Consider the following 25,282-nt stretch of genomic DNA (forward strand, 5'->3'; position numbering starts at 1 on the left):
AAAGGTCTTTTCCTTATATTTCACTTTACCGCTCCATATAACTTCTCTACCTCATGTTCAATTTGTTTTACATCGATTCGCTCAAATAATGGCTGCACATTATCAATTCGGTTTGGCAACGTGTTTTGAGGTTCCCAATTTACTTTAACACTCGATAATGCATTTCTAACGCTTTCACTTGAAAACGGTAAAAATGGTTCAAGCAGTTGTGCAAAGTTTGCTATCAGATAAACACAATTATAAATTGTTTCCTCACATGAAACTGAGTCCTCTTCTCTTTGTTTCCAAGGCTGCTTTTCATCAAAGTATTTATTTGCAAAGCGTACTGCATCAAATATTGTTTCTAGTGCCACCTTAAATTTAGTTTGTTCAATCGCCTCTCCTACACTTTTATATAATCCTTCTACCTTATCTCTCAGCTCTATATTAATATTTTCTTTTGGCACAATGCCATCATAATACTTTTCAATGAACTTCAATGTCCGGTTCACAAAGTTCCCGTATGCGCCTAATAGTTCACTATTATGACTGTAAATGAATTCACGCCATGAAAAATCAGTATCACGATTTTCTGGTGCATTTACTGTTAAAAAGTAACGAATAGAATCTGGATTATAGCGTTCCAATATATCAGGTACCCATACTGCCCAGTTTTTACTTGTCGATAACTTTCTTTTTTCTACTGTTAAATACTCATTCGAAACGATATGACGCGGGATCGCTTTTTCTCCTATTCCAAGTAATACCGCTGGCCAAATGATTGAATGAAACGGAATATTATCCTTACCATGTACATAATATGTTTTCGCATCTCTATCCCAAAACTCTTGATCAGCTTTCTCTGTTTCGTCAGCCCAGTGTTTACTCGCTGAATAATATCCTGTCACCGCTTCAATCCATACGTAAATTTTCTTATCTTCATATCCTTCCACCGGAATTGGTACCCCTATTGGTAAATCACGTGACACTGCCCTATCTTGTAATCCTTCCTTTAAATATCTCTCTGTTAATTGAATTGCATTGTCGCGCCATGTTCCTTTTTGCTTTGCAATTTCTACGGCCGCTTTAATTTGCTGCTGAAATTTATGCAATGCAAAATAGAAATGCTCTGTTTCCTGTACTGATGGCGTACTACCGCATAACTTACATTTCTTTTCTAACAAATCGAGTGGATCTAAAATAGCGGAACAAGCATCACATTGATCACCCCTCGCTGCTTCATGGCAATGCGGACAAATACCTTCTACATATCGATCCGGTAAAAATTGCGTACACGTTTCGCAATAAGCTTGTTCAACGACTTTTTTATAAATATAACCTTCTTCTAATAGTCGCAAAAAGACTTTTTGAACCGTTTCATGATGATGTTCACTATCTGTGCGTGTATAGCAATCATACGTAAAACCAAGATTATGAAAACATCGCTCGAATTCTTCATGATATTGATCAGCTATTTTCTTTACTGTAACCCCTTCTTGCTTTGCTCTAATTGCAATCGGTGTTCCATTACAATCACTTCCTGAAACATACAACACATTCTCACCTTTAGCCCTATAATAACGCGCTAAAATATCTCCTGGTAACAAACTAGCAATATGTCCAAGATGTAACGAACCATTTGCATACGGCCAAGCGCCTCCAATAAAAATACTCATCTTATATTCCTCCTTTAAAATATAAAAAGCCCCACCCCTATCTTAAAAAAGATAAGGGCGGGGCTGTATAAACAGTCGCGGTACCACCTTATTTCGTCAGTCATTCACATAACTAACCTTAACAAGTACGGAGCTATATGCTCTTATACTGTGGTTTTGATAACGAGTACCAACTCTCGTCGCCGCCTACTATTATCACTTGATAAGTTCAGGACGAAGCTCAAAGGCCATTGTTCAAATGAATATTCTTGCTTCTTCTCAGCTACCGAAGCTCTCTGGAAAGAATGGTTTCATTCTACTTTTCCTTTTCAATGCTTTTATGTATAACACGTATTTTACGACTTAATAACAGAAAAATCAAACTTTAATTCAAAAAGAACAGGAAATCTCATTCTCCCGCCGAATAAATATACGTTCACAAAAGGAGTGATAACATTGAATCAAAAGCAACTAAGTGCGATTAATGAAAAAAGCTGGAACGCAGCTGCTTATGAAGCTTGGACAAATCGCCACGGGGCGCCAGAGAATTATGCGAAAAAGCTCATGGAAGATCCAATACGCGAGGTAGATCATTATTTACCCTACATACAATCTCCAAAAGGAAAGCGTATTATTAATTTACTCGGATCAAAAGGCAACAAAGCAGTTGCTCTTGCTCTTTTAGGAGCCGATGTAACAGTTGTAGATATTTCAGCAAGTAATGAAAAATATGCAACCGAACTAGCCGAAGCTGCTGGTGTCTCTATTCAGTATATCGTTTCCGACGTACTAGATTTAAATCTATCCCAATCATTTGATATCGTATTACTGGAACTTGGCGTGCTCCATTACTTTTTAGACTTAAAGCCACTCTTTCATATAATCTCTCACTTACTAAAACAAGATGGGACATTTCTACTGCGCGATTATCATCCCGTTTATACAAAATTATTAGGAGTAGATCATCCATCATTTCGAGCAAATGGAAATTATTTCGATGAGGAACTTATTGAAGATGACGTAGCTTATAGTACTCTCCTTACGGAATCACAGAAATACGCTTTACCGAGAACAAAAATTAGGCGCTGGACACTAGGAGAAGTTATTTCAGCAATGGCAGAAACAAATTTCAAGGTTGAAAAATTGATTGAAGAACACGGACCTCATCAAAGGTGGGTCTTCCCTTCTACTTCACCCGAAGGAATTGAAGAACGCATACCCGGTCTATATACATTAATTGCGACAACATGCAAAAAAGGATCCCTTCACGGATAGGATCCTTTTTTTGCATGCTTACGCATATAAGTTGAGGTTGGAGATTACCATAATTCTGTAGAATAGGACACAAGATATTTCAACATTCGTCTCTGACTTACGTCGTCAAAAAGGGGTATGACCAACATAACGAAGAGTAATGTTTTAGTTGATAGTGATAATCGTTATCAACTAATTAGAAGTATACAGGATGTTATTTCGAATTACAATAGCATTTCTTATTTTTATTTAAGAATTTTTGATATATAAATATATCCATTTTAATTCTACTTATCTGCCTCTTTCCATTATCTTCTATAATCTTTTTAAACAAAATTCATAATAAAGAGGGATTACTTTTCAGCCCTCTTTTTTCACTTTAAAATATATCTTTCTCTCTCTTCCTCTGTCTGCTATAATGCCTAAAGGAAAGAAGAAAGCTTTGTTCCTTTAGGAGTAAGGTTTTCGTTTAATTTTTATATGAATTAATTCTAATACTAAGATTTTTTAAAAAAAGGAGGCTTTTTTATCATATGAATTTTATGAGCATTAGAAAAAAACTTCTGTTCATGATGGGAACGATTTGCGCTTTATTTGGCATCGCATTAGCTTTTATTTTATTCTTTGCTGTTGACCAATCTCATAAAGCTGAAACACTACAAAAAGATATTTCCCCTCTTGCAACAGAATTAAAAGAACGTGGAGACGCGTATCAAGTACAACTTTCAGCTTTAAGGGGTTATTTACTGCAACATGATCAAGTCGAATTAGACAAGTTTCATGAAATGAGTAAGCTTCTTGAAGATAATAAAGCACAACTTCTTTCTAACCCTAACGTATCACAATCTGTAAAAGATACTATGGAACTAGGCTCTACTTGGAGAATATTTATTGAAGAAAAAGTTTTCTCTCTTGCAAAAGAACAAAAATGGGAAGAAGCATTACAACTTGCTTCTTCAGAAAATGGTACTGTTTATAAAGTTATTGGTGATTTTACAAACTATAGTAACGAACAAGCTAAGTTACGTGAACAATCCATTGAAAAAATTGATCAATCTTCACTGCTAATTGAATATATTGTTTTCTTATCACTTGTTATATGTATTATTGTTGCACTCATTCTTGCATGGTGGTTCTCTGGCAAGCTTGTTAAACCAATTGAACAAATTGATACGAAATTAAAAGAATTAGCTTCTCAAGAAGGTGATTTAACAGCACGTCTACAAGTAAATAGCAATGATGAGATCGGTGCTATTGCCACATCATTTAATAACATGTTAGAAAACTTGCAGCATATCATTAATCGTGTTCAAAAAACTTCTGTGGAAGTACAAAACGCTTCCGAAAACATGCTAGAAAAGACCAATACATCGCGTGATGCAACAATAAAAGTTCAAAGCTCGATGTCCAATTTAAATGCCAGCATCCAATCACAAACTTCTAGTATGGAAGAAAGCTCGACTGCAATGGATGATATGGCAATGAGTGTTCAGCGCATTGCAGAATCTGCTTCTTCTGTAGCCGAGCTAGCTGTAGCCACGTCAGAACACGCTAACGACGGAAGTACTGTTATTCAAAAATCCATTTCACAAATGACGACGATTCACGAAGCAGTAAATGCTACATCAGAAGTGGTCGAACGTCTAATCACCCATACGAAATATATTGATGCAGCTGTACAATCTATTTCCAATATCGCTGAACAAACAAATCTACTTGCTTTAAATGCTTCTATTGAAGCGGCTCGTGCCGGTGAACAAGGAAAAGGATTTGCTGTCGTAGCTGATGAAGTTCGTAAACTTGCTGAACAATCAAAAACAGCGGCAACAGATATTAACCAGTTGCTACATCAAATTCAAAATGATACAAAAACTGCTAGCTCTATGATGTCTCAAGGTCGCTCTGAAGCATTTGAAGGTATTAACGTCATTCGTGAGGCAGGCTCTTCTTTCACAACAATCGTCGGTCAAGTGAATACAGTGTCTACTCAAATCCAAGACATATCAGCAACTGCTGAAGAAATGGCCGCAACTGCTGAAGAAATGAATGCTTCACTTAATAACATCGCTTCAATTTCTAATGAAGTTTCAAGTGAGACTGTCGCAACAGCACAATTCGCTGCACAGAAAGTCGTTGTTATGAATGAAATGACCCTAACTGCAAAACAAATGAAACAAACAGTTGAAGAATTAGATCAGCTTGTATCTCATTTTAAAACTGAATAGCTTTTTTAAAAATATTCCTCTTCCAAGAGGAATATTTTTTTGAGCTCATTCCCTGCACATTACATGTATTTCCGTTATAATGAGAATCGATATCATTAATATTTAGGGGGTGCTACACATGTCACAACAAGCATTTGAAGAAAAGTTATATGCGAACTTAGAAGCTGTTATTGACCCTGAATTAGGTGTTGATATTATCAATCTCGGATTAGTTTATGACGTTACAGCAGATGAAAATAATAATGCTGTCATTACAATGACAATGACCTCTATCGGTTGTCCAATGGCTGGCCAAATCGTATCAGACGTTAAAAAAATATTATCAACGAACGTACCCGAAGTAAATGAAATAGAAGTAAAAGTTGTATGGAATCCGCCATGGACAAAAGAACGTATGTCACGTATGGCGAAAATCGCATTAGGTATTCGTGACTAAATAAGGAAAAGACCTGACAATCCAGTCAGGTCTTTTTCTCTTATTATTTTACTCCTACAGCATCATAAGCTTTCGTTACAGCTTGTACAGCTTTAGAGTTTTTACCGTATAGATCCTCTGCTGATTGAAGTGCAGCTTGGCGCATCATTTTGAAATCAGAGTTTGCAGTTAAATATTTTGTAAGAGCACGATAGTAAATTTTTTCTGTCGCTTCACGGCCCACTCCAGTTACTTTCACACTGTAATGCGTACCGCCCTCAGACACTAAATATGCTGCCTTATTGTTAATACTACTGTTAATATGAACGCCGCCATTATCAGCTGTACCAGTATAGCGTTTATTGTAATGATCTGGGTAACCTTCACCAGGTTTTAATGGATTCGGAATAGATGCTGGATCTTTCAGAGATCGAAGTGCATCACCAGGTTTGCCAGGTGTATAAATATCAGCACCTAAATCCCAGCTCTTCTTCTCAACCATGACACCCATGATATCAGATAACGATTCATTTAACGCTCCTGATTCATTTTTATATACAAGGTTTGCTGTATGTTCAGTTACAGCATGCGTTAATTCGTGGCCAATAACATCTAGCCCTGCTGATAATGGAATAAATGTCTTACCATCTCCATCACCATACATCATTTGCACACCGTTCCACGCTGCGTTATTCCAAGATTCACCTACGTGAACAGCAGAAATAAGTTTTGCACCTTTATCATCGAAAGAGTTACGGTTAAATGTCTTTTTATAATAATCATATACTTTTCCTGCATTCACATGCGCATCAACTGCCGCTTTATCTTCGAAGAACTTAGATTTACTTGCAATTTCTTCTCCTGTATATCCAAGAATTTGTGAGAATAAATTAAACCAGTCTTCGTTCATATTCTCTGCATCAAATGTATGGACACCTTGTCCTCGTGTACCATCAAATAAGTTGAACGCTCCTGTTTTCGTATCTTGAGCAATTTCAAATGATTGTCTACCGCCTAATACTCCATAACCAAATCCAGTAATTTGATCTACAGCATTATATTTCTCAATAACATTTCCATTTGTTGCATCAACAAAATAATGCCAATATCCTGGAGCTGGTTTCGAAACCGACGCTTTTACAAGATATGCAAGATAGTATTGACCATCTTTTTCATACACATATAAATCTTTTTTCACACCATCATAATTCTTTACTTTACCAATTTCTTTCTCAATATTAGCTTTTGCAATCGTTTCTGCTTGTTCCGCACTAATACTTGCAGATGCAGGAATATTTTTATTATCTAAATTTGGAATAACTTGTCCGAAAAATGCTTTTACATTATTCTCTTTATCAAGCGTAACCGTTTGATCTGAACCATACACAGGAATGTTATTATGCTTCTCAACTAACTTCACATGTGTCGTACCTGATTCATCGTCTTTTTCTTCACCAACGACATTGAAATGTTTATCAATATTTCCTGCTAGTTTAAACATATCTTTCTTGCTCTCTAAATATTGAAATACTGTCTCTTTTTTATCTAGACCTTCTGGCGCTTTCCATTCTTCACCTATGTAAGCTGGTGTTTTGAACTCTTGGTGATACTGGATTTTTTGCTCTTCTGCTTTCGTCGTAGTTGCTCCAAATGCCCCAAACCCACTTGCGATAACAGTTAACGCTAATGCTGATGAAATTACTTGCTTTTTCAATCTAACACTCCCCATTCCCCATAAAAGTTTTTAACACTTTTATAAATATTCTGAATAATCTTCCCGATACCTGCTCTCAAAAATTGAGAAAGTTTTTTCTGATAATTCAACTCACCAAAAAGAGGACATCGAAAAACGATGTCCTCTTTTTGGTGAGTTGAATTCCGCTATTTATATACTGAACAACCCACTGATTAAAGCTTCACTTTATTGTATTTTCATTTCAATTGCTAAATAGTGAGATTTTTCTTTCACTTGAATGTGAATATCTTCTTCTACAGCCTCCGCTGCATCACGCATTACAAGTGTTTCACCATTTACAACGCTGCTACCTTCAATTTGTACAAGGTACAATTGACGTCCTTCTTTAACAGGAAAATGAATTTCTTTACCCGCTTCTAATGATAAAGAATATAAATTTGCATCTTGGTGAATACGAATTGGTGCATCACCTTCAGAAGGAGATACCATATGGAACCACTCATTTTCACGTTTACTCCAATCAAATTTAAACTCACCATAGTTTGGTTTATGACCAGCGCGATCTGGTAGAATCCAAATTTGTAATAGCCGTAATGTTTCATTTCCTAAATTATGCTCACTATGAAATACACCAGTACCTGCACTCATATATTGAACATGCCCACGCTCAATTGTCCCGCGGTTCCCCATACTATCTTCATGTGTTAATTCACCATCTATAACGTAAGAGATAATCTCCATATCTCGGTGCGGATGCATATCAAACCCAGTTTGTGCCGCTATTAAATCATCATTCATAACACGTACTGCCCCAAAATTCATGTTATTTGGATTATAATAATTTGCAAAAGAAAAATGAAAATGTGTATTTAACCAACCGTGATTTGCTCTTCCCATATTTTTATGATCAACTTTTCTAAACATACCCTTCACCTCATATTATCTCGAAATCGAGATAATTATTTTTAATTTTATCACTGCAACTTCTTCAGTAATTCTAATAATTGTTTTTGTTCTTCTCTATTTAACTTATCAAATTGCTCTTTTTGGAATGTTTCTTGCGGCGGGACTATTTCTTCATATAGAACCTTTCCCTTTTCTGTTAATGAAATATATTTCGTCGTACCTTCTTGTTCACGCTGAATCCAATCTAGTTGCTCCATCTTATTTAAAAGTTGAGTAACATTTCCTTTCGTAACAAACAACTTATTTCCAAGTTCTTGCTGTGTTAAACGATCGTGTCCTCCAATTTGAACTAATACATCAAACTGAGCGGCAGATACATTCCACTTTTTCAAATGCTGATTCGTCTCACGAATACTTCTATTATAAAAGCGTGATAAACGAAACCATAATAGTAATCCAAGTCTTTCCTCTGCTTTCATTCCATCACCTCGCTCATTTGATACTATTAGTTTAGAACTAAACTTAATAAAGGTCAATTACTTATTTTTAATTAGCAACAAATAAAAGCACAGTGATTTTTCTCCACTATGCTTCAGATTAAATTTCTATTTTTGTATTCATCTAGCTTCCTCTCCGCGAAATGCCTCGCATCTTTCTCGATCCATCTTTCTTCGTATCGTTCATGTCCAACATATAGTACATCGTCCTTATGCTGCATCGCATGCCTGAATTCATGCAATAGCGTTTTGAGCACTTGCTCATACTCTTCCCACATACAAACGAAAATTAATTGTTTTTCTTTATGATAAAAACCACCTACCGGGAATAAAAACTCCTCTTCTTCTTCTCCTAATGATAAAAGTACATGATTCGCATCACACGTATCACAAAAAATAACTGGCGTTGCACTTACTTCAATAAGAGAAAACAAATCATTTCTTAACTTTTTGACATCCCAAGGAAGCTCCGAATCCAACACATACCAATTCTCAACTTGTTGATATACATTTTGAAACTGGAGTTCCATTTTTCAATAATCCCCTTTCCAAACTCCCTTTTCCTATATGTATTCCACAATATGGTAAATATTAAACATACTCTTTCGCCCTTTAAAAAATGACAATAAAAAAGAATCTATGTCAGCATAGATTCTTTTTCCGTAATCACTTTTTTTTCATCATTTTTTTAAATATAAAATAACCAATTGCACAAACAATAGCAGCAAGCGCAAAATATTTCACATATGGCCCAGCTACTTTATTAATACTTTCCCACTCTGATCCTAATTTAAAGCCTAAATAGACAAATACAATTGACCATGGAATAACAGCTAATGTAGTTAGCGTAATAAACTTAGCATGTGACATTTTCGCAATACCTGCTGGTATCGAAATAGCATGACGCACAACGGGAATAAAACGTGCGGTAAAGATAACACCAGTTCCATAACGATTAAACCACGCTTCCGCATAATCAATATGTTTCTTCTGAATCAAAATATATTTTCCATATCGCTCAAGAACAGGTCTTCCTCCGTATCGACCGATCCAATAAATAAATAGCTGTGCGATTACACCGCCAATCGTACCGAACGCAACAGCACCCCAAAATGTAATGCTTCCTGTTGATACTAAATAGCCTGCATAAGACAATACGATTTCACTTGGAATAACCTCTAACATCAATCCAAGCATAATTCCCCAATAACCAAGTCCTTCTAGAAAAACTAAAACTGAATGAATCAACTCTCCTAACATCATTTACCTCTCTTTACTGTTTTCATTGCAAAAAATAAAAGTACAAGCGGTAAATATCTTGTACTTTTATTTTTAAAAATTTAGTTTGTCTTCGTATCCCACTTAAAGATTTTATTTAAAAATTTATATACATTCTTCGACTCTTTCGTAAGAAGAGGTCCTAAAATGGATAGTATAAGCACGTATAGCGCTGAGAATGGTTTCAATACTGACATTAAACCACCGGCGATACCGATATTGGCCATAATGATGGAGAACTCTCCCCTTGAAACGATTGTTAATCCAATATTTGTTGAAGCTTTATGGGATAATCCAGCTTGTCTTCCTGCAATCATCCCTGCTACAAAGTTTCCGATTATCGTCAGAAGTACAGCACCTAACGTTAACCATATTGCTCCGCCCAATGAGAACGGATCGATACTTAATCCGAAACTGAAGAAGAAGATAGCTCCGAAAAAGTCTCTAAATGGAACAACAAGATGTTCAATTCGATCACTATGCTCTGTCTCAGAGAAAACTAACCCTAAAAGAAGTGCCCCGATTGCTTCTGCAACGTGAATTGTTTCTGAAAAACCAGCAATAAAGAATAGCGAAGCAAATACTACAATAATAAAGATTTCATCAGAACCAATATTGAGCAATTTATTTAATAACGGCGTAGCCTTTCTAGCTACTACGAAGAATAGAAGCATATATCCTAAAGCAATTCCAATTGAAGTGAGAGCACCTAAGAACGAAGCGTGATCCCCAAGGACTAAGCCAGAAACTACTGATAAATATACAGCAAGGAATATATCTTCAAACATAATAATTCCTAAAATTAATTCGGTCTCATTATTACCAGTTCTTCTTAAATCAACTAATACTTTTGCAACGATAGCACTAGAAGAAATCGTAATAATACCCGCAATAATTAAGATTTCAAGTAACGGGAAGCCCATTATAAATCCGTATAATAATCCAAGTGAAAAGTTAATTAAAATATAAATCGTTCCGCCAATAGCAATCGAACGTCCAGATTTAATTAGTTTTTTCATCGAAAATTCTAATCCTAGATAGAACAGAAGGAACAGAACGCCAATCCTTCCAAGGAAGGATATCACACTTGCACTTTCAATAAATTTGAGATCGATAACACCTATTGTCGGCGCGTGCGGTCCTACTAACATGCCAAGAACAATTAGAAAAGGAATTACTGAGAATTTAAACTTCCCAGCAATTACCGCCGCAATTGCTACTAAAACTAAAGCTGTACCAACTTCAAAAATTAAAGTATCCATCTAGTCAGTCCCCCTATTCGAAAGTAATTCATTGATAATCTTTTTAATTTCTTCTCTCTCACCGGAAACTACAAGCATATCTCCTTCTTCAATTACCGTTTCTGGTCCTGGATTAAATAGCTTTTTCATGTTCTTTTTCATAACTGCAATTATCGTTACGCTATATGTTTTTCTTATTTCAAGATCACCAATTGTTTTTCCAATTGCTGGAGCTGCATTCTCCACTTTGAACCACTCAATCGCTAAACCTTCAAAGACCATCTCAACATTTTCTAATGCCCGAGGTTTATATACCATCCCGCCTAATATTGCTGCAATTTGTCTTGCCTCTGAGTCACGCAATGAAATACTTGAGATGCTTTCTTCATGGTCTGTATCAAAATGATACATTTCTCTACGCCCATCATCATGAATGACAATCACCATTTTTTCGTTACCTTTCGTAACGATTTGAAACTTATAACCAATACCTGGAAGTTCACTTTCTCTTATATTCATACTAGTTCCTCCTCAACAATAAATGATTTTTTATTTGAATTTTCTGTTTTTCTGTCTTTTCTTCAACCAACTAATTTTAGAAATTCTAACCAGTCAGGATATCTGTGATTTGGAAATCTTTTATTGTAATAATAAGTGGCTCCTAAAAAGATACTTAAAGATGTAATGATGAAAAATAAATTACTTCTCATTTTCAAACTCTTAAGACTTACTTTCAATAAAGATTCTTCTTTCAAATTATCCCCTCTTTTTCGTTTTAAATTTAGTTTTTTAAAATGTAAATAATTCTAAAAATATCACGATGTAACTTAATCATAACATAGAATACATTTAAGTAACATATTTTTTTAGAAAATTTGATTCTGGTATATTTTTTGCATATAATTTTCTTATTATGAAAAAAGGAAGTGTATTATATGGTTGATATCTTTAGCAGATTCCTTGAAGTAACGAATAATATTTTGTGGTCATATATTCTTATTGCAATGTTAATCGGCTTCGGTCTTTATTTCTCTTTTAAATTGAAATTTGTACAGATTAGTCATCTAGGCGAAATGATACGTTTAATAGGGACTGGATTAAACCGAAAAACAAAGAAAAAAGATAGCATCTCCCCGTTCCAAGCTTTCTGTTTAAGTGCAGCAGCTCGTATTGGTATCGGGAACTTAGCTGGTGTAGCACTCGCAATTTCTATGGGTGGACCTGGTGCAATATTTTGGATGTGGTTTATCGCTATTCTCGGTGCAGCTACTAGTTTTGTAGAATGTACACTCGCGCAAATTTATAAAGTAAAAGATGGAAGCAGGTTCCGTGGTGGCCCAGCATATTACATGGAAAAAGGATTAAACAAACGCTGGATGGGCATCTGGTTTTCACTTCTCATTACAGTTGCATACGGATTAATCTTCAATTCAGTACAAGCAAATACAGTAACAATAGCGTTTGAAAATGCTTTTGGACTAGAACGAACTATCGTAGGAGCTGTATTAGCTTTATTAGTTGCTGTTATTATTTTTGGTGGTATTAAAAGCATTTCACGTATTACAGAAATGATTGTTCCTCCAATGGCAATCGTTTATATTGGTGTGGCTATTTTTGTCGTTATTAAAAACTTCAATATGTTACCAAGCATTTTTCTAGAAATATTTAACGGTGCATTTGGTTTAGACCAAGCCATCGCTGGTGGTATTGGCGCAGCAATCAAGTTCGGAATTCAGCGCGGTTTATTCGCGACAGAAGCAGGTATGGGTAGCTCTCCTAACGCAGCAGCAACATCAGATGTATCTCACCCTGTAAAACAAGGGCTTGTTCAAGCATTAGGTGTTTTCGTAGATACATTCTTAGTATGTACATCAACGGCGTTTATCGTATTATGTTCTGGACTTTACAAAGGATCAAATTTAGAAGGTATTGAATTAACACAACAAGCATTAAGTTCACAAATTGGACCGTGGGCAAGCACTTTCTTAGCGATTATTATTTTCCTATTCGCTTTCAGTTCTTTACTAGGAAACTACTATTATGGTGAAACAAATATCGCATTCATTAAGGAAAGCAAGACATGGTTACTGATTTATCGTGTTGCAGTTGTCGGAATGGTTTTCTTCGGATCAATCGCTGCCCTTCAAACAGTTTGGAGCTTAGCTGATTTCTTTATGGGACTAATGGTATTCACAAACTTAATTGCCATCTCATTCCTTAGCAAATTTGCCTACGCAGCATTAGTAGACTATATAAAACAAAAGAAACAAGGAAAAGACCCTGTTTTCCTTGCAAGTTCTATTCCTGGCTTAAAGAATACAGAGTGTTGGGATGGACAGGATGTAGAAGAAAAGAAACAGGCTGTATAACAAATAAAAGCGGAGGCGGCTCGTTCAGAATCGCAGGGCATTGGAGCTCTCGACCTTGAAGCGCTTTTTGCTTCGAGCGAGAGAGCGAAATGACCGGAGATTCTAGCCGCTGGAGCTATATATCAAATAAAAACCCCCTATTACTTCACAGTAATAGGGGGTTTTTATTTACAACAGTTCATAATTTGTTCAAATTAATTCCAGCAAAAGGGTTGATTTATACAAATTACTAGATTATAATAATTATAAATTAGTAATTTATACAACATAATAACTCAAGAGGAGATTGATCATAATGAATACACAAGTAATCGAAGCATTAAACAAACAAGTAGCAAACTGGAGCGTTTTATTTACAAAACTACACAACTTCCATTGGTACGTAAAAGGACCTCAATTCTTCACACTACATGAAAAATTTGAAGAGCTTTACACAGAATCAGCTACTCACATCGATGAAATTGCAGAACGCATTTTAGCAATTGGCGGCAAACCAGTAGCAACAATGAAAGAATACTTAGAACTATCTTCTATTCAAGAAGCAGCTTACGGAGAAACTGCAGAAGGGATGGTCGAAGCAATCATGAAAGACTACGAAATGATGCTAACTGAACTGAAAAAAGGCATGGAAATCGCTCAAAACTCTGACGACGAAATGACATCTGACCTACTACTAGGCATCTACACAGAACTAGAAAAACACGCTTGGATGCTACGTGCATTCTTGAATCAATAATATATTTAAAAGCGGAAGCGGCTCGTTCAGAGTCGCTTTTTTCTATGGGGTAATCGCGCAGAAATTATATCAGCGATTTTCTAATTATATCGGCGATTCCATCAAATTTATCAGCGATTTTTGCATTATATCGGCGATTTCGTCAAATTTATCAGCGATTTTTCCAATATATCGACTTACCGACAAATCACGACAATAATAGCACTCCCCTCCACTACTTTTATCAATATATTACAATCTCTTTTATGTTAAAATATAGGAAACACCCTTTAGTAATTAGATCCAAAAAGCTTGTCCAAGTTCATCATTTACTACTTATTAAATGACGGGAGTGGTTCAGTTGAAAGACTATTTAATTAGAGCATTTTTCGCGTTAATAACAGTTGGGATTCTCTTACTCATAGCTAATATTTTCAATATACGTGTCGAGGTTAAAGACTATGCTTTCCTCGTTGTTGTAGCAATTGGTGGCGGCTGGGGTGGCTGGTACCTGTATAAAAAACAAAATAAAAATAACAATAAAGGCATTCCGAAATAATATGGAATGCCTTTATTCTATATTACATAATTAAGCTTAAACCACTAATAAAAGCAGTCCAAAAAAACATCATAAAAACCCATATTCTATGGTAAATAAAAAGAATTCATTTTGAATATAGAAATAGTCCAAAATCTTGCATAACAGAGGTATGCCCCATTTGCCGCAACATTGTAGCTATATTCCCACGGTGATATGCTCCGTGGGTGACGACGTGTAGTATTGTTTCAGAAACCGTCGTATCCAGGTGCCCAGCATATGGATTATCAACCTCAAACACTTTTTCATAATCTTGTTGACTACTTAAAAGTTCTTTATATCGTTTAGATAATTCATAAAAACTAGTTTCCATTTCCTCAATATTTTTTGTTTCCAGCTGTTCTTTCAATTGGTCTGTGTGTGCCATTGCATCACTCATGCTTTTACCAGAAATAATCTCAAGCCAGGCTAAATCTGTGAGGTATATGTGAGACATTACTTTTGCCACCGAAGAAAAACCACTCTTAACTTCCTTATGGAAAATGTCTTGCGGTAGTTCTTTTAAGCGATTTAAAATAACCTCATTTGCCCATAAGTGGTAGTCATACATTTTTAATACAGAATGCCCCATGATTATTTCTCCTCCAATTTTCATTTTAATGATTAGATTATGATACATAACTGATTAAAAATTCCCAAAGGATTACATCTATAAAATTTATTCTGATTTCGATTAAAAAAACCTCTATTACCTTCATAAAAAACATTCGCTATCTTCCACAATCTGACCCTTTAACGGAACAATTCTATGTCACTCAATAATTCCTTATTCACCTTTTATTCAGATGTTCTTTTTTTAAGTCAGCAAAACATACCTCCATCTACTTCCCCTCTTCCAACGATTTCACATCTCACTATCAATATATTTAACCAAATTAAAAACACATGTCTTTTCAAGATAAAATGACATGTGTTTCCGAAATTCTCTATAAAATTGTACTATGATAATTGCTTCCACTTAGTCCCCAAAACAGGACGCTCGTAATTTTGGATTTTATGAATTAATTCGTCAGCCGTCTCAGCTGAAACGATTAACTCTTTATTCGATGGGTTCATAAAGCCTTCTTCAGCTGCGCGTTCAATCATTTGCAGAATTGGTCCGTAAAAGTCTTTAATGTTTAATAAACCAACTGGCTTATCATGTATACCAATTTGTGACCAACATACAACTTCAAATAGCTCTTCAAACGTTCCATATCCGCCTGGTAATGCAATGAAAGCATCCGCAAGCTCTGCCATTTTCGCCTTACGCTCATGCATCGTTTCTACTTCAATTAATTCTGTTAGTCCTGTATGAACAATTTCACCACGGAATAAACCGCGCGGTATAACACCTGTCACACGTCCACCTAGGCGAAGAACTTCGTTTGCTACTTCTCCCATTAATCCAACGCATGAACCGCCATATACAAGCTCATAATCGTTCTTAATAAACATTTTCCCTAACTCTATTGCCTGCTCTTTAAATTCTGGTCTCTCCCCTAAATTTGAACCTGCAAACACACAAATCTTTCTCATCCCTACACCTCGAAACTATATATTGTTATGATACAATGGGTATTGTACAACATATTGAAGGGATGAGAAAGAAATGGATATCGTCGCATTTCAAAGATGGGTTGAGGAATTTTATGAAAAACGAAGCTGGTCACAGTATAATTCCTTTATTCGCTTAAATTTCTTAACTGAGGAAGTTGGGGAAGTTTCACGCGTTGTTCGCGCAATTGAAATCGGTCGTGATCGCCCTGATGAACAAACGAAAACACAAGAAGAGCTAAAACAAGAACTAAAAGAAGAACTTGGTGATGTACTTTCTAATCTTATTGTTCTTTCACAAAAATATGATTTGGATTTACAAGACATTATGGAAACACACGTCACAAAGCTTTCAAAAAGGTTCGAAACATCTAAATGAGAACATTATCAATTGTGATATAATGTTCTTGTCAAAATAATAAGGGGGATTTTATGTTATCTAAAAAATTGCACGACGCACTAAATGAACAAATGAATTTTGAATTTTACTCTGCCCACGCTTATATGGCAATGGCTGCTTACTGTACAGCGGAAAGCTACGATGGATTCGCTAACTTTTTCCTTGTACAAGCTGAAGAAGAACGTTTCCACGCAATGAAGCTTTACAACTATATTAATGACCGCGGGGAGCGCGCTATTATTACTGGATTTGATAATCCTAACAACGAATACGAATCTGTATTAAACGCTTTTGAAGTTGCACTTGAGCACGAGCGTGAAGTAACGAAACGCATTTATCACTTATCTGATATCGCTTGGGATGAGCGTGAACACGCAACAATTACCTTCTTAAAATGGTTCGTTGACGAGCAAGTAGAAGAAGAAGCTTCATTTGATAGCATCATTCAAAAATTAAAACGTATTACAAGCGATTCAAACGCATTATTTATGCTAGATGCTGAACTAGAAAAACGTACATTTACGCCTCCGGCTGAATAATATTTTAATCACCTTAATGAATGTATTAAGGTGATTTTTTTATTTTCTCTCTAGCTTAAAATCACCTTAAATTTCCTTGTATTTGACATAGCACCAGTAAGAAAATGGTATTATTTTCAATATAAAGTAAAACTTTAATCAGTGGGGTTTTGTTCATCCCCCACTGATTATTAGCCTTCACCAATCGGGCGTTTACGGGCAGTTGATCTCCCACCTAACTTCTTTGCTCCAGCCGATTTTTGAGGTGGGAGTCTTACTGCTCGTTAATGCGGGATAAAATAATATACGAGGAGAGAAAAAATGAATCAGCGTGTAGAAGCAGTTGATGCAATCCGTGGTTTCGCTTTGTTTGGTATTTTACTTGTCAATATGACCTTAATTCAATTTGGATTCTTCGCCAGTGAAAAACCAACTTACATATTTGGAAAACTTGATGAAGGTGCTAATTGGTTTATTCAATTTTTCGGCACCCACAATTTCATGTCCCTATTCTCTTTTTTATTTGGTCTTAGCATTATTTTGCTACAAAAAAGTATTATTGTGAAAGGAAAGAAATTCTTCCCCACATACATAAGACGTATTATCATTCTTTTACTGCTAGGCTACATTCACGGCACCTTTGTTTGGGAGGGAGATATTTTATTTGCCTACGGGGTTATCGGGATTTTCTTAATGATGTTCATCAATCGAAAACCGAAAACATTGCTCATTTGGGCATCTATTTTACTAGCACTCATTATGCTCGCATCTTACCAATCGGAATCAACATCGAACCCCTACGATGATCTCGCACCTTATACCGAAAAGGAACATAAGGTCCATGAGACTGGAAGCTATATGGATCATGTCAACTTTAGACTGACTGAAAACCCTTTTGATTATATGGGGATTAATGGTGTGTTCGGATTAGTTTTCATATCAGTTTTCGCAATAATTTTTATGTCTCCACTTTTCTTACTCGGAATGTATGTGGGGAAAAAGGGCTGGCTATTTGAGGTCGATCAACATATACCTACTGTTAAAAAAATTTGGCTTATCACTGGGATTTTCTCTTTTACAATTAAAATCTTAGCTATATTCGTGAAACATCCGATTTTAATTATGTTACAAGATAGTCTTACACCAGTAACCATGACCTTCTTTTACGGAAGCACGATTATTTTATTATTCCATTACAAAAAGGTAGCGCATTTACTAGCATACATGGCGAACATGGGAAAAATGTCGGTTAGTAATTACTTAGCGCAATCTATTATCACAACAACTATTTTTTACGCATATGGATTTGGCTTATACGGTAAAATTGGCTATTTCTTCGGTATTCTTTTAACCATTGGAATTTATACGATTCAATTATTCGTTAGTACCTATTGGCTACAGAAATACCGAATGGGTCCTGTGGAATATGTGTGGAGACTGGGAACTTATTTAGAGAGACCACGGTTTAAAAAAGACTTGGATAAAGCAAGTTAAACAAAAAGTCGTTTATCCTCCCGAAGTGAGAGATAAACGACTTCTTTGTTATTTATTAAAGCATAACCCCAACGATAACCGCTGATAATATACTTACTAACGTTGCACCGTATACAAGTTTTAATCCGAATGAAGATACAACGTTTGATTGTTTTCCATCGATACTCTTCGTTGCACCTGCGATAATTCCGATAGATGAGAAGTTCGCAAATGATACAAGGAAGATTGATAAAATACCTACTGTACGAGCTGATAACTCACCAGCTACTTTTCCTAGATCAAGCATCGCAACAAATTCGTTCGTTACTAATTTCGTTGCCATAATTTGTCCTGCTGTTAGCATTTCTGATGTTGGAATGCCCATTACGAATGCTAATGGCGAGAAGATATATCCTAAAATGCTTTGGAATGTGATTCCGAAAATTGAATCGAACACACCGTTAATTGCTGTAATTAATGCTACGAAACCGATTAACATCGCCGCTACTGTTACAGCGATAGAGAAACCTAGCATAATATATTCGCCTAACATTTCAAAGAATGTTTGTTTCTTATCTTCTTGTAATTCTAAAATGTCATCTTCTTCGCTCACATCATATGGATTAATAATATGAATGATAATGAATCCACTAAATAAGTTTAGTACAAGTGCTGTTACTACATATTTTGGATCAATCATCTTCATATAAGAACCAACGATTGACATCGATACTGTTGACATTGAAGATGCACATAGTGTGTATAAACGATTTTTTGGTAATTTGCTTAATTGATCTTTTACTGTAATAAATACTTCACCTTGGCCGACAATTGCCGCCGCTACTGCGTTATATGATTCAAGTTTTCCTAAACCGTTAATTTTACTTAATACGAAACCGACTGCACGAATGATAATCGGTAAAACTTTTATATGTTGTAAGATCCCAATTAGTACTGCTAAGAAAATAATTGGTAATAATACTGTTAAGAAGAATGGTGCTTGTCCATCATTTGCTAGACCACCAAATACGAAATTAACCCCTGCTTCCGCAAATTTTAAAATAGCGCCAAATCCATCTGCAATCCCTTTTACTAATACAAATCCGACCTTTGTATTTAGTAAGAAATACGCAAGTACCAATTGAATTACAAGCATAACTGCAATTGGTTTATATTTAATTTTCTTACGATCTGAACTTATAAGAAACCCTAGTACAAATACTACAAGTAAACCGACTAGAAACATTACTAACTTCATATGTGAATCCTCCACTTCCATGAGTTATCAGTCGTATAACGAATGACGTCTGACCATTAATATTAAAAAAATATGAACCCTTAAAATATTTTGAACTGTCTTCTAAAATCAGTAAGCGTTTACATAAATTGCAATTTATAACAGGTAGTCTCTTCTTCTCTACCGTATTTAACGTGTGAAATGGATACCACCTACAAATCAAATTGTAAGCGTTATCTAATCGAAATGCAATATAAATTTTAAAAGATTTTTATATGTTAATATATTCCTAACCGATTGGTTTTTTTATGTAAATTTACTATAAAAAATAGCCCTAGCTATGAGCTAGGGCCATCCTTTTTATAACATAACACCAACGATAATCGCCGATAAAAGACTTACTAATGTCGCACCGTATACAAGTCGTAATCCGAATGATGAAACAACGTTTGATTGGTTTTCATCAATCCCTTTCGTTGCACCTGCAATAATTCCGATAGATGAGAAGTTTGCAAATGATACAAGGAATACAGAAAGAATACCGACTGTACGAGCTGATAAATCACTAGCTACTTTTCCTAGATCAAGCATCGCAACAAATTCGTTCGATACTAATTTCGTTGCCATAATTTGTCCCGCCGTTACCATTTCTGATTGCGGGATTCCCATTACGAATGCTAATGGAGAGAAAATATATCCTAGAATAGCTTGGAATGTAATACCGAACACTGAATCAAACAAGCTATTGATTGCTGTAATTAATGCTACGAAACCAAGTAACATTGCTGCTACCGTAATCGCGATTGTGAAACCAAGCATAATATATTCGCTTAGCATTTCAAAGAATGACTGCTTTTTCTTATTTTCTAACTTTAGTGTATCTTCTTCTTCCGTAATATCGTACGGATTAATAATATGAATAATAATGAAACCACTAAATAAATTTAATACAAGTGCTGTTACTACATATTTTGGCTCAATCATTTTCATATAAGAGCCAACGATCGACATCGATACTGTCGACATGGAAGATGCACATAGTGTATATAAACGATGTTTTGGGATTTTACTTAATTGATCTTTTACTGTAATAAATACTTCTGCTTGTCCAACAATTGCAGCCGCTACTGCATTATATGATTCTAATTTTCCTAAACCATTTACTTTACTTAGCATAGTACCAATAGCACGAATAAATATCGGTAAAATTTTAAAGTGTTGCAGAATTCCGATTAACACTGCAAAGAATACGATTGGTAATAAAGCTGTTAAGAAGAATGAAACCTCTCCTTTATTAACAAGACCACCAAATACGAAAACGATTCCAGATTCCGCATATCCAAGAAGCGCTCCAAATCCATCTGAAATTCCTTTTACTAAAATATAACCAATTGGCGTATTTAATAAGAAATACGTTAACGCTAGCTGAATAACAAGCATAATCGCGATTGGTTTATACTTAATCTTCTTACGATCAGAACTTATAAGAAAACCGAGTACGAATACAACTAGTAATCCTACAAGAAACATAACAAACTTCATTAATAAAATCCTCCATTTAACTCTTCATTAACGTTGAACGTCTGACCATTAGAAATACGAAATAAACCGAACTTTCCATTTACCCCTAAAACCATAGAAATGATTATAAAAAGTCGTCTAATCTCTTATTCTAAAGCCATTAACCATTCTAACACAAATTACAACTCACATCTGCATTTTTCTTTAAAAAAATTACATTTTATTATAAAACGCTCATTAATGTTCGTCTTTTACCTCTCTCCTTATTTTATCACCATAAAAAAACGAGCATCAAATTTCTCTGATGCTCGTTCCATCTTTTATTATACAGCTTTTTCTTTGTCCGCTACTGCTGGCTTGTCCCAGCACTCTGTGTTCGTTAAACCAGGGATAGAATCTGCACTGAAGACTGGATCTTTTCCTTGTTTCTTTTGTTTCACATAGTCCGCTAATGCTGCATACGCAAATCGTCCAAGAAGTGTAATCGCAATTAAGTTTGTGATTACCATTAGACCCATAAATAAATCTGCCATATTCCATACAACTTGAAGCGTCGCAACAGAACCGAATAATACCATTCCCACTACCGCAATACGGTAAATCGTTAACCAAGTTTTACTTTGTTTAATAAATTCAATATTCGTTTCACCATAATAATAGTTTCCTAGTAATGAACTGAAAGCAAATAAGAAAATGATAATCGCTAAGAAGCCGCTTGCCCACGAACCGATTTGTGAACTTAACGCCACTTGCGTTAATTCAATACCTTCTAAATTTGTTGCCTTATATGCACCAGAACATAGTACGATAAACGCTGTTGATGTACATACTAAGAATGTATCTACTAATACTCCAATTGTTTGAATAAATCCTTGTTTAGCTGGATGTGTTACATCCGCTGTTGCAGCCGCATTTGGCGCACTACCCATACCTGCTTCGTTCGCAAACAATCCGCGCTGAATACCAAACTTCATTGCAGCACCGATACCGCCACCTACAGCTGAATCTAAACCGAATGCACCTTTAAAGATTTCTGTAAACATATCCGGTATTAAATAATAGTTTTTAATAACAACGAAAATAGCTACTGCAATATAAATAAGTGCCATTGGCGGAACGATCAGCTCAGACATACGCGCGATACTTTTCACACCACCAAAAATAATAACCGCAACTAATACTGCTAATACGATTCCAACAACATAACGCTCAATACCAAATGCATTTTCAAATGCTAATGTCACTGTATTTGCTTGTACTGAGTTGAAAATTAAACCGTAACTAATTGTAATAAGGATAGAGAACCAAATTCCCATCCAACGTTTATTTAAACCTTTTTCCATATAATAAGCAGGACCACCACGGAAGCCACTACCATCTTTTACTTTATAAATTTGCGCAAGCGTACTTTCTACGAAGCTTGAAGATGCCCCAATAATCGCAATAACCCACATCCAAAATACAGCTCCTGGTCCTCCCATAGAAATAGCTAGCGCTACACCAGCTAAGTTCCCGATTCCAATACGAGCTGCTGAGCTCATACAGAAAGCTTGGAAAGAAGATACGCTACCCTTTTTACGTGTCTTTCCAGTTAAACCATCACCCATTAATCGAACCATTTCCCCTAAATGAGTAATTTGTACGAATTTCAATTTTATAGAAAAATAAAGCCCTAAACCGATTAACATTGCGATAAGAATATATGACCAAAGAATCGTATTCGTTGATGAAACGAATTGTTCTAAAATATTCATACTGTCAGTCCCCTCCCTTTTTCTTCATAAATTGAATTATATTTAAAAAATATTCAAAAATCAACATTTTTCGACAGGTTATTACTTCCATATGTTAGGTTTTGTAACATAACGGTGTTATTTGTTACGTTTTATGACTTTATATTTATAAAATGTACATACTAAAACAATACATAATCCCATTGACAAAAACACCAACCTGTAACTATAATGATTACATCAAGTTGTAACAAACCTAATTACACTAAATTCATTCATTTTCACATATACACTTTAACAAAACACTTTGGAGGGATTCATTATGAAAATCGGAATTATCGGAGCAAGCGGAAAAGCTGGAAGTCGCATTTTAAAAGAAGCATTAGATCGCGGTCATGAAGTAACTGCAATCGTAAGAAACGCTTCAAAAATAACAGAAGACAACGTAAAAGTTTTAGAAAACGATGTATTCAACCTTACATCTAATGACCTACAAGCATTCGATGTTGTAGTAAACGCATTCGGTGCTCCAGCAGGTGAGGAACACCTTCACGTAGATGCAGGAAACGTACTGATCGAAGCTATGAAAGGTGCACCTAACACAAAATTACTTGTAGTTGGTGGTGCTGGTAGCTTATTTGTAGACGAAGAAAAAACGACTCGTGTATTTGATACACCAGGTTTCCCAAATGAATACCTTGCAACTGCTCAAAACCAAGGTAAAAACTTAGAAATCTTACAACAAACAAATGATATTACTTGGACATTCATCAGCCCTTCTGCACTATTCGCATTAGGAAAACGCACTGGCTCTTACAAAGCTGGTAAGGACAACCTTCTTGTTAACGCAAAAGGTGATAGCTACGTAAGTTACGAAGATTTTGCAGTAGCAGCACTTGATGAAATCGAGAACCCAAAACACGTAAACGAACGCTTCACAGTAGTTTCTGAGGCTGAATAATAGAAAAAGCTCGTAAACATAGTGTTTACGAGCTTTTTTCATCATCTGTTATATTGATTCGGTTTATGTGGTTCATTTGGTGTATAGGGTTTATTTGGTTTATTATCATGACCATTTGCTTTTTTCCAACTTACAGCTAATTCTGGACTTGTTTTCTCTTCACTACGCTCAAGTAATACAACCGCATTTTGAATAGTCGGTGTACCTTTATGTGCAATTCCTTGTAATTTCGTTAAATTGCCTGATACTTTAAAGCTAAATCCACCCGCTGGCGTTTGTTTCGGAATTAAAATGCGGAATTTCTCTCCTACATTAAATTCTGTTTTTGCCTCGCCTTTTTCATTTACGAACTTCGCGCCTTCTGGTGCGCCAGTTGCTTGTACTTTATAAGTTCCACTTTTAGCGTTTGTTTGCACTGTATATAAACCAGTTTCAAAAAACTCATCTTTTAATACTGCTTCTTGTTCTTCTGTAGGAGTTACACTCATCGTAATTTCTTGTAGTTCCTCACTAGCGCTTGCTTTTGCGACAATATCTTTCGTTACTTTCTCTACATTTTTATTACGGAAATCTAAATCATTAATATCAATTTGTTTTAACGCATTCCACACCGCAAGCTGCGTTGCGTAATGTGCATCTCTCCAATCAGAAACACCTAATTCTTGCGGACTCTTTTGTGGGTATCCGTTTAATAGTACGCGGTACACGTTAATATCCACTTTACCCATTTCAGGTAAATCTTGACCACTTGGCGATTTTAAATCTACATTTAAACAAAAAGCAATTTTTCCATCTGCTGTTTTAATAAGCTCTGTTCGAATTGGTTTCTTCTTTGACCTACTGTAACTCCAATCCATTTGATACTTCGTATGGTCCATAACTTCTGCGAATGCTTTTTGAAGTGGGAATAATAAGTTCGCAAATACAAATAAAACACTCAAAAAAGTGGCCATTATCTTGAACGATCGTTTTATATTCATGTCTACAACCCCTTATAAAATAACAAATTTACTACTGTTTATTATTTAGTTAGAAATTTTTTTTATGCATAGACAAAATAAAAAAGAGCGCAAAC

Annotated in this window: 24 protein-coding genes and 1 other annotated feature; of the genes, 10 read left to right on the forward strand and 14 right to left on the reverse strand. The window is 35.5% G+C overall.

Features of this window, described 5'->3' with window-relative positions; translation table 11 throughout:
* Positions 1 to 20: 20 nt before the first annotated feature.
* Positions 21 to 1,655 (reverse strand): methionine--tRNA ligase, encoded by a 1,635-nt coding sequence (metG, locus tag MHI07_RS23715; protein WP_340826624.1) that lies wholly within the window; start codon positions 1,653 to 1,655, stop codon positions 21 to 23.
* 50 nt (positions 1,656 to 1,705) lie between these two features.
* Positions 1,706 to 1,976, reverse strand: a binding site (T-box leader).
* A gap of 114 nt (positions 1,977 to 2,090) precedes the next feature.
* On the opposite strand from metG, the gene MHI07_RS23720 reads away from it, so the two are divergent.
* The 3 genes from MHI07_RS23720 (at position 2,091) to MHI07_RS23730 (ending at position 5,549) form a co-directional block, all read left to right on the forward strand.
* Positions 2,091 to 2,909, forward strand: a complete 819-nt coding sequence (locus MHI07_RS23720; RefSeq protein WP_340826626.1) for a class I SAM-dependent methyltransferase — start codon at positions 2,091 to 2,093, stop codon at positions 2,907 to 2,909.
* 512 nt (positions 2,910 to 3,421) lie between these two features.
* Entirely contained in the window at positions 3,422 to 5,113 is a 1,692-nt protein-coding gene (locus tag MHI07_RS23725; RefSeq protein ID WP_340826631.1) for a methyl-accepting chemotaxis protein, read from the forward strand.
* A 118-nt stretch (positions 5,114 to 5,231) separates the two neighbouring features.
* Positions 5,232 to 5,549, forward strand: coding sequence for a metal-sulfur cluster assembly factor (locus MHI07_RS23730; protein ID WP_002159958.1), 318 nt, complete (start codon positions 5,232 to 5,234; stop codon positions 5,547 to 5,549).
* 43 nt (positions 5,550 to 5,592) lie between these two features.
* Here MHI07_RS23730 and MHI07_RS23735 read toward each other — a convergent pair whose 3' ends face one another.
* From MHI07_RS23735 to MHI07_RS23765, 7 genes are all read right to left on the reverse strand, one after another.
* A complete protein-coding gene (locus MHI07_RS23735; protein ID WP_340826637.1) occupies positions 5,593 to 7,242 on the reverse strand; it encodes a M4 family metallopeptidase in 1,650 nt (549 codons plus the stop codon).
* A gap of 207 nt (positions 7,243 to 7,449) precedes the next feature.
* Positions 7,450 to 8,148, reverse strand: coding sequence for a pirin family protein (locus tag MHI07_RS23740; protein ID WP_340826639.1), 699 nt, complete (start codon positions 8,146 to 8,148; stop codon positions 7,450 to 7,452).
* 50 nt (positions 8,149 to 8,198) lie between these two features.
* Positions 8,199 to 8,609, reverse strand: coding sequence for a MarR family winged helix-turn-helix transcriptional regulator (locus tag MHI07_RS23745; RefSeq protein ID WP_002159955.1), 411 nt, complete (start codon positions 8,607 to 8,609; stop codon positions 8,199 to 8,201).
* Positions 8,610 to 8,722: 113 nt separating this feature from the next.
* Positions 8,723 to 9,157, reverse strand: coding sequence for a DUF3920 family protein (locus MHI07_RS23750; protein ID WP_002159954.1), 435 nt, complete (start codon positions 9,155 to 9,157; stop codon positions 8,723 to 8,725).
* Positions 9,158 to 9,293: 136 nt separating this feature from the next.
* On the reverse strand, positions 9,294 to 9,887 hold the full coding sequence (locus MHI07_RS23755) for a DedA family protein (protein WP_002159953.1): 594 nt from the start codon (positions 9,885 to 9,887) through the stop codon (positions 9,294 to 9,296).
* Between the two features lie 80 nt (positions 9,888 to 9,967).
* On the reverse strand, positions 9,968 to 11,167 hold the full coding sequence (locus MHI07_RS23760; protein ID WP_215580058.1) for a cation:proton antiporter: 1,200 nt from the start codon (positions 11,165 to 11,167) through the stop codon (positions 9,968 to 9,970).
* Positions 11,168 to 11,665 carry a cation:proton antiporter regulatory subunit gene (locus tag MHI07_RS23765; RefSeq protein ID WP_002159951.1) on the reverse strand — a complete coding sequence of 166 codons (498 nt, stop codon included), beginning with the start codon at positions 11,663 to 11,665 and terminating at the stop codon, positions 11,168 to 11,170.
* A 416-nt stretch (positions 11,666 to 12,081) separates the two neighbouring features.
* Here MHI07_RS23765 and MHI07_RS23770 point away from each other — a divergent pair, with 416 nt between their 5' ends.
* The 3 genes from MHI07_RS23770 (at position 12,082) to MHI07_RS23780 (ending at position 14,789) form a co-directional block, all read left to right on the forward strand.
* Positions 12,082 to 13,515, forward strand: a complete 1,434-nt coding sequence (locus MHI07_RS23770) for an alanine/glycine:cation symporter family protein (RefSeq protein WP_002159950.1) — start codon at positions 12,082 to 12,084, stop codon at positions 13,513 to 13,515.
* 295 nt (positions 13,516 to 13,810) lie between these two features.
* Positions 13,811 to 14,251, forward strand: a complete 441-nt coding sequence (locus MHI07_RS23775; protein ID WP_002112747.1) for a Dps family protein — start codon at positions 13,811 to 13,813, stop codon at positions 14,249 to 14,251.
* Positions 14,252 to 14,591: 340 nt separating this feature from the next.
* A complete protein-coding gene (locus tag MHI07_RS23780; protein ID WP_000656311.1) occupies positions 14,592 to 14,789 on the forward strand; it encodes a hypothetical protein in 198 nt (65 codons plus the stop codon).
* Between the two features lie 106 nt (positions 14,790 to 14,895).
* On the opposite strand, the gene MHI07_RS23785 is transcribed toward MHI07_RS23780, so the two are convergent.
* A complete protein-coding gene (locus MHI07_RS23785; RefSeq protein ID WP_215580059.1) occupies positions 14,896 to 15,399 on the reverse strand; it encodes a DinB family protein in 504 nt (167 codons plus the stop codon).
* Positions 15,400 to 15,767: 368 nt separating this feature from the next.
* A complete protein-coding gene (locus MHI07_RS23790) occupies positions 15,768 to 16,346 on the reverse strand; it encodes an LOG family protein (RefSeq protein ID WP_445661752.1) in 579 nt (192 codons plus the stop codon).
* Between the two features lie 73 nt (positions 16,347 to 16,419).
* Here MHI07_RS23790 and MHI07_RS23795 point away from each other — a divergent pair, with 73 nt between their 5' ends.
* From MHI07_RS23795 to MHI07_RS23805, 3 genes are all read left to right on the forward strand, one after another.
* Positions 16,420 to 16,743, forward strand: a complete 324-nt coding sequence (locus tag MHI07_RS23795; RefSeq protein ID WP_002089472.1) for a MazG nucleotide pyrophosphohydrolase domain-containing protein — start codon at positions 16,420 to 16,422, stop codon at positions 16,741 to 16,743.
* 53 nt (positions 16,744 to 16,796) lie between these two features.
* On the forward strand, positions 16,797 to 17,303 hold the full coding sequence (locus MHI07_RS23800; RefSeq protein WP_000949400.1) for a ferritin: 507 nt from the start codon (positions 16,797 to 16,799) through the stop codon (positions 17,301 to 17,303).
* A 300-nt stretch (positions 17,304 to 17,603) separates the two neighbouring features.
* Positions 17,604 to 18,776 carry a DUF418 domain-containing protein gene (locus MHI07_RS23805; RefSeq protein WP_078179419.1) on the forward strand — a complete coding sequence of 391 codons (1,173 nt, stop codon included), beginning with the start codon at positions 17,604 to 17,606 and terminating at the stop codon, positions 18,774 to 18,776.
* A 55-nt stretch (positions 18,777 to 18,831) separates the two neighbouring features.
* On the opposite strand, the gene MHI07_RS23810 is transcribed toward MHI07_RS23805, so the two are convergent.
* The 3 genes from MHI07_RS23810 to MHI07_RS23820 form a co-directional block, all read right to left on the reverse strand.
* Complete coding sequence (locus MHI07_RS23810) at positions 18,832 to 20,013, reverse strand: NupC/NupG family nucleoside CNT transporter (RefSeq protein ID WP_002112757.1); 1,182 nt, start codon at positions 20,011 to 20,013, stop codon at positions 18,832 to 18,834.
* Positions 20,014 to 20,352: 339 nt separating this feature from the next.
* Complete coding sequence (locus MHI07_RS23815; protein ID WP_002112759.1) at positions 20,353 to 21,534, reverse strand: NupC/NupG family nucleoside CNT transporter; 1,182 nt, start codon at positions 21,532 to 21,534, stop codon at positions 20,353 to 20,355.
* A 302-nt stretch (positions 21,535 to 21,836) separates the two neighbouring features.
* The gene (locus MHI07_RS23820; RefSeq protein WP_016106575.1) at positions 21,837 to 23,267 is read right to left on the reverse strand and encodes an alanine/glycine:cation symporter family protein; all 1,431 of its coding nucleotides are present in this window, start codon (positions 23,265 to 23,267) and stop codon (positions 21,837 to 21,839) included.
* A gap of 301 nt (positions 23,268 to 23,568) precedes the next feature.
* On the opposite strand from MHI07_RS23820, the gene MHI07_RS23825 reads away from it, so the two are divergent.
* Positions 23,569 to 24,207 carry an NAD(P)-dependent oxidoreductase gene (locus MHI07_RS23825; RefSeq protein ID WP_002159946.1) on the forward strand — a complete coding sequence of 213 codons (639 nt, stop codon included), beginning with the start codon at positions 23,569 to 23,571 and terminating at the stop codon, positions 24,205 to 24,207.
* Positions 24,208 to 24,248: 41 nt separating this feature from the next.
* On the opposite strand, the gene MHI07_RS23830 is transcribed toward MHI07_RS23825, so the two are convergent.
* Positions 24,249 to 25,187, reverse strand: a complete 939-nt coding sequence (locus tag MHI07_RS23830) for a thioester domain-containing protein (RefSeq protein ID WP_002198906.1) — start codon at positions 25,185 to 25,187, stop codon at positions 24,249 to 24,251.
* Positions 25,188 to 25,282 lie beyond the last annotated feature (95 nt).

The organism is Bacillus sp. FSL H8-0545, assembly GCF_038006105.1.
Lineage (GTDB): Bacteria > Bacillota > Bacilli > Bacillales > Bacillaceae_G > Bacillus_A > Bacillus_A cereus_U.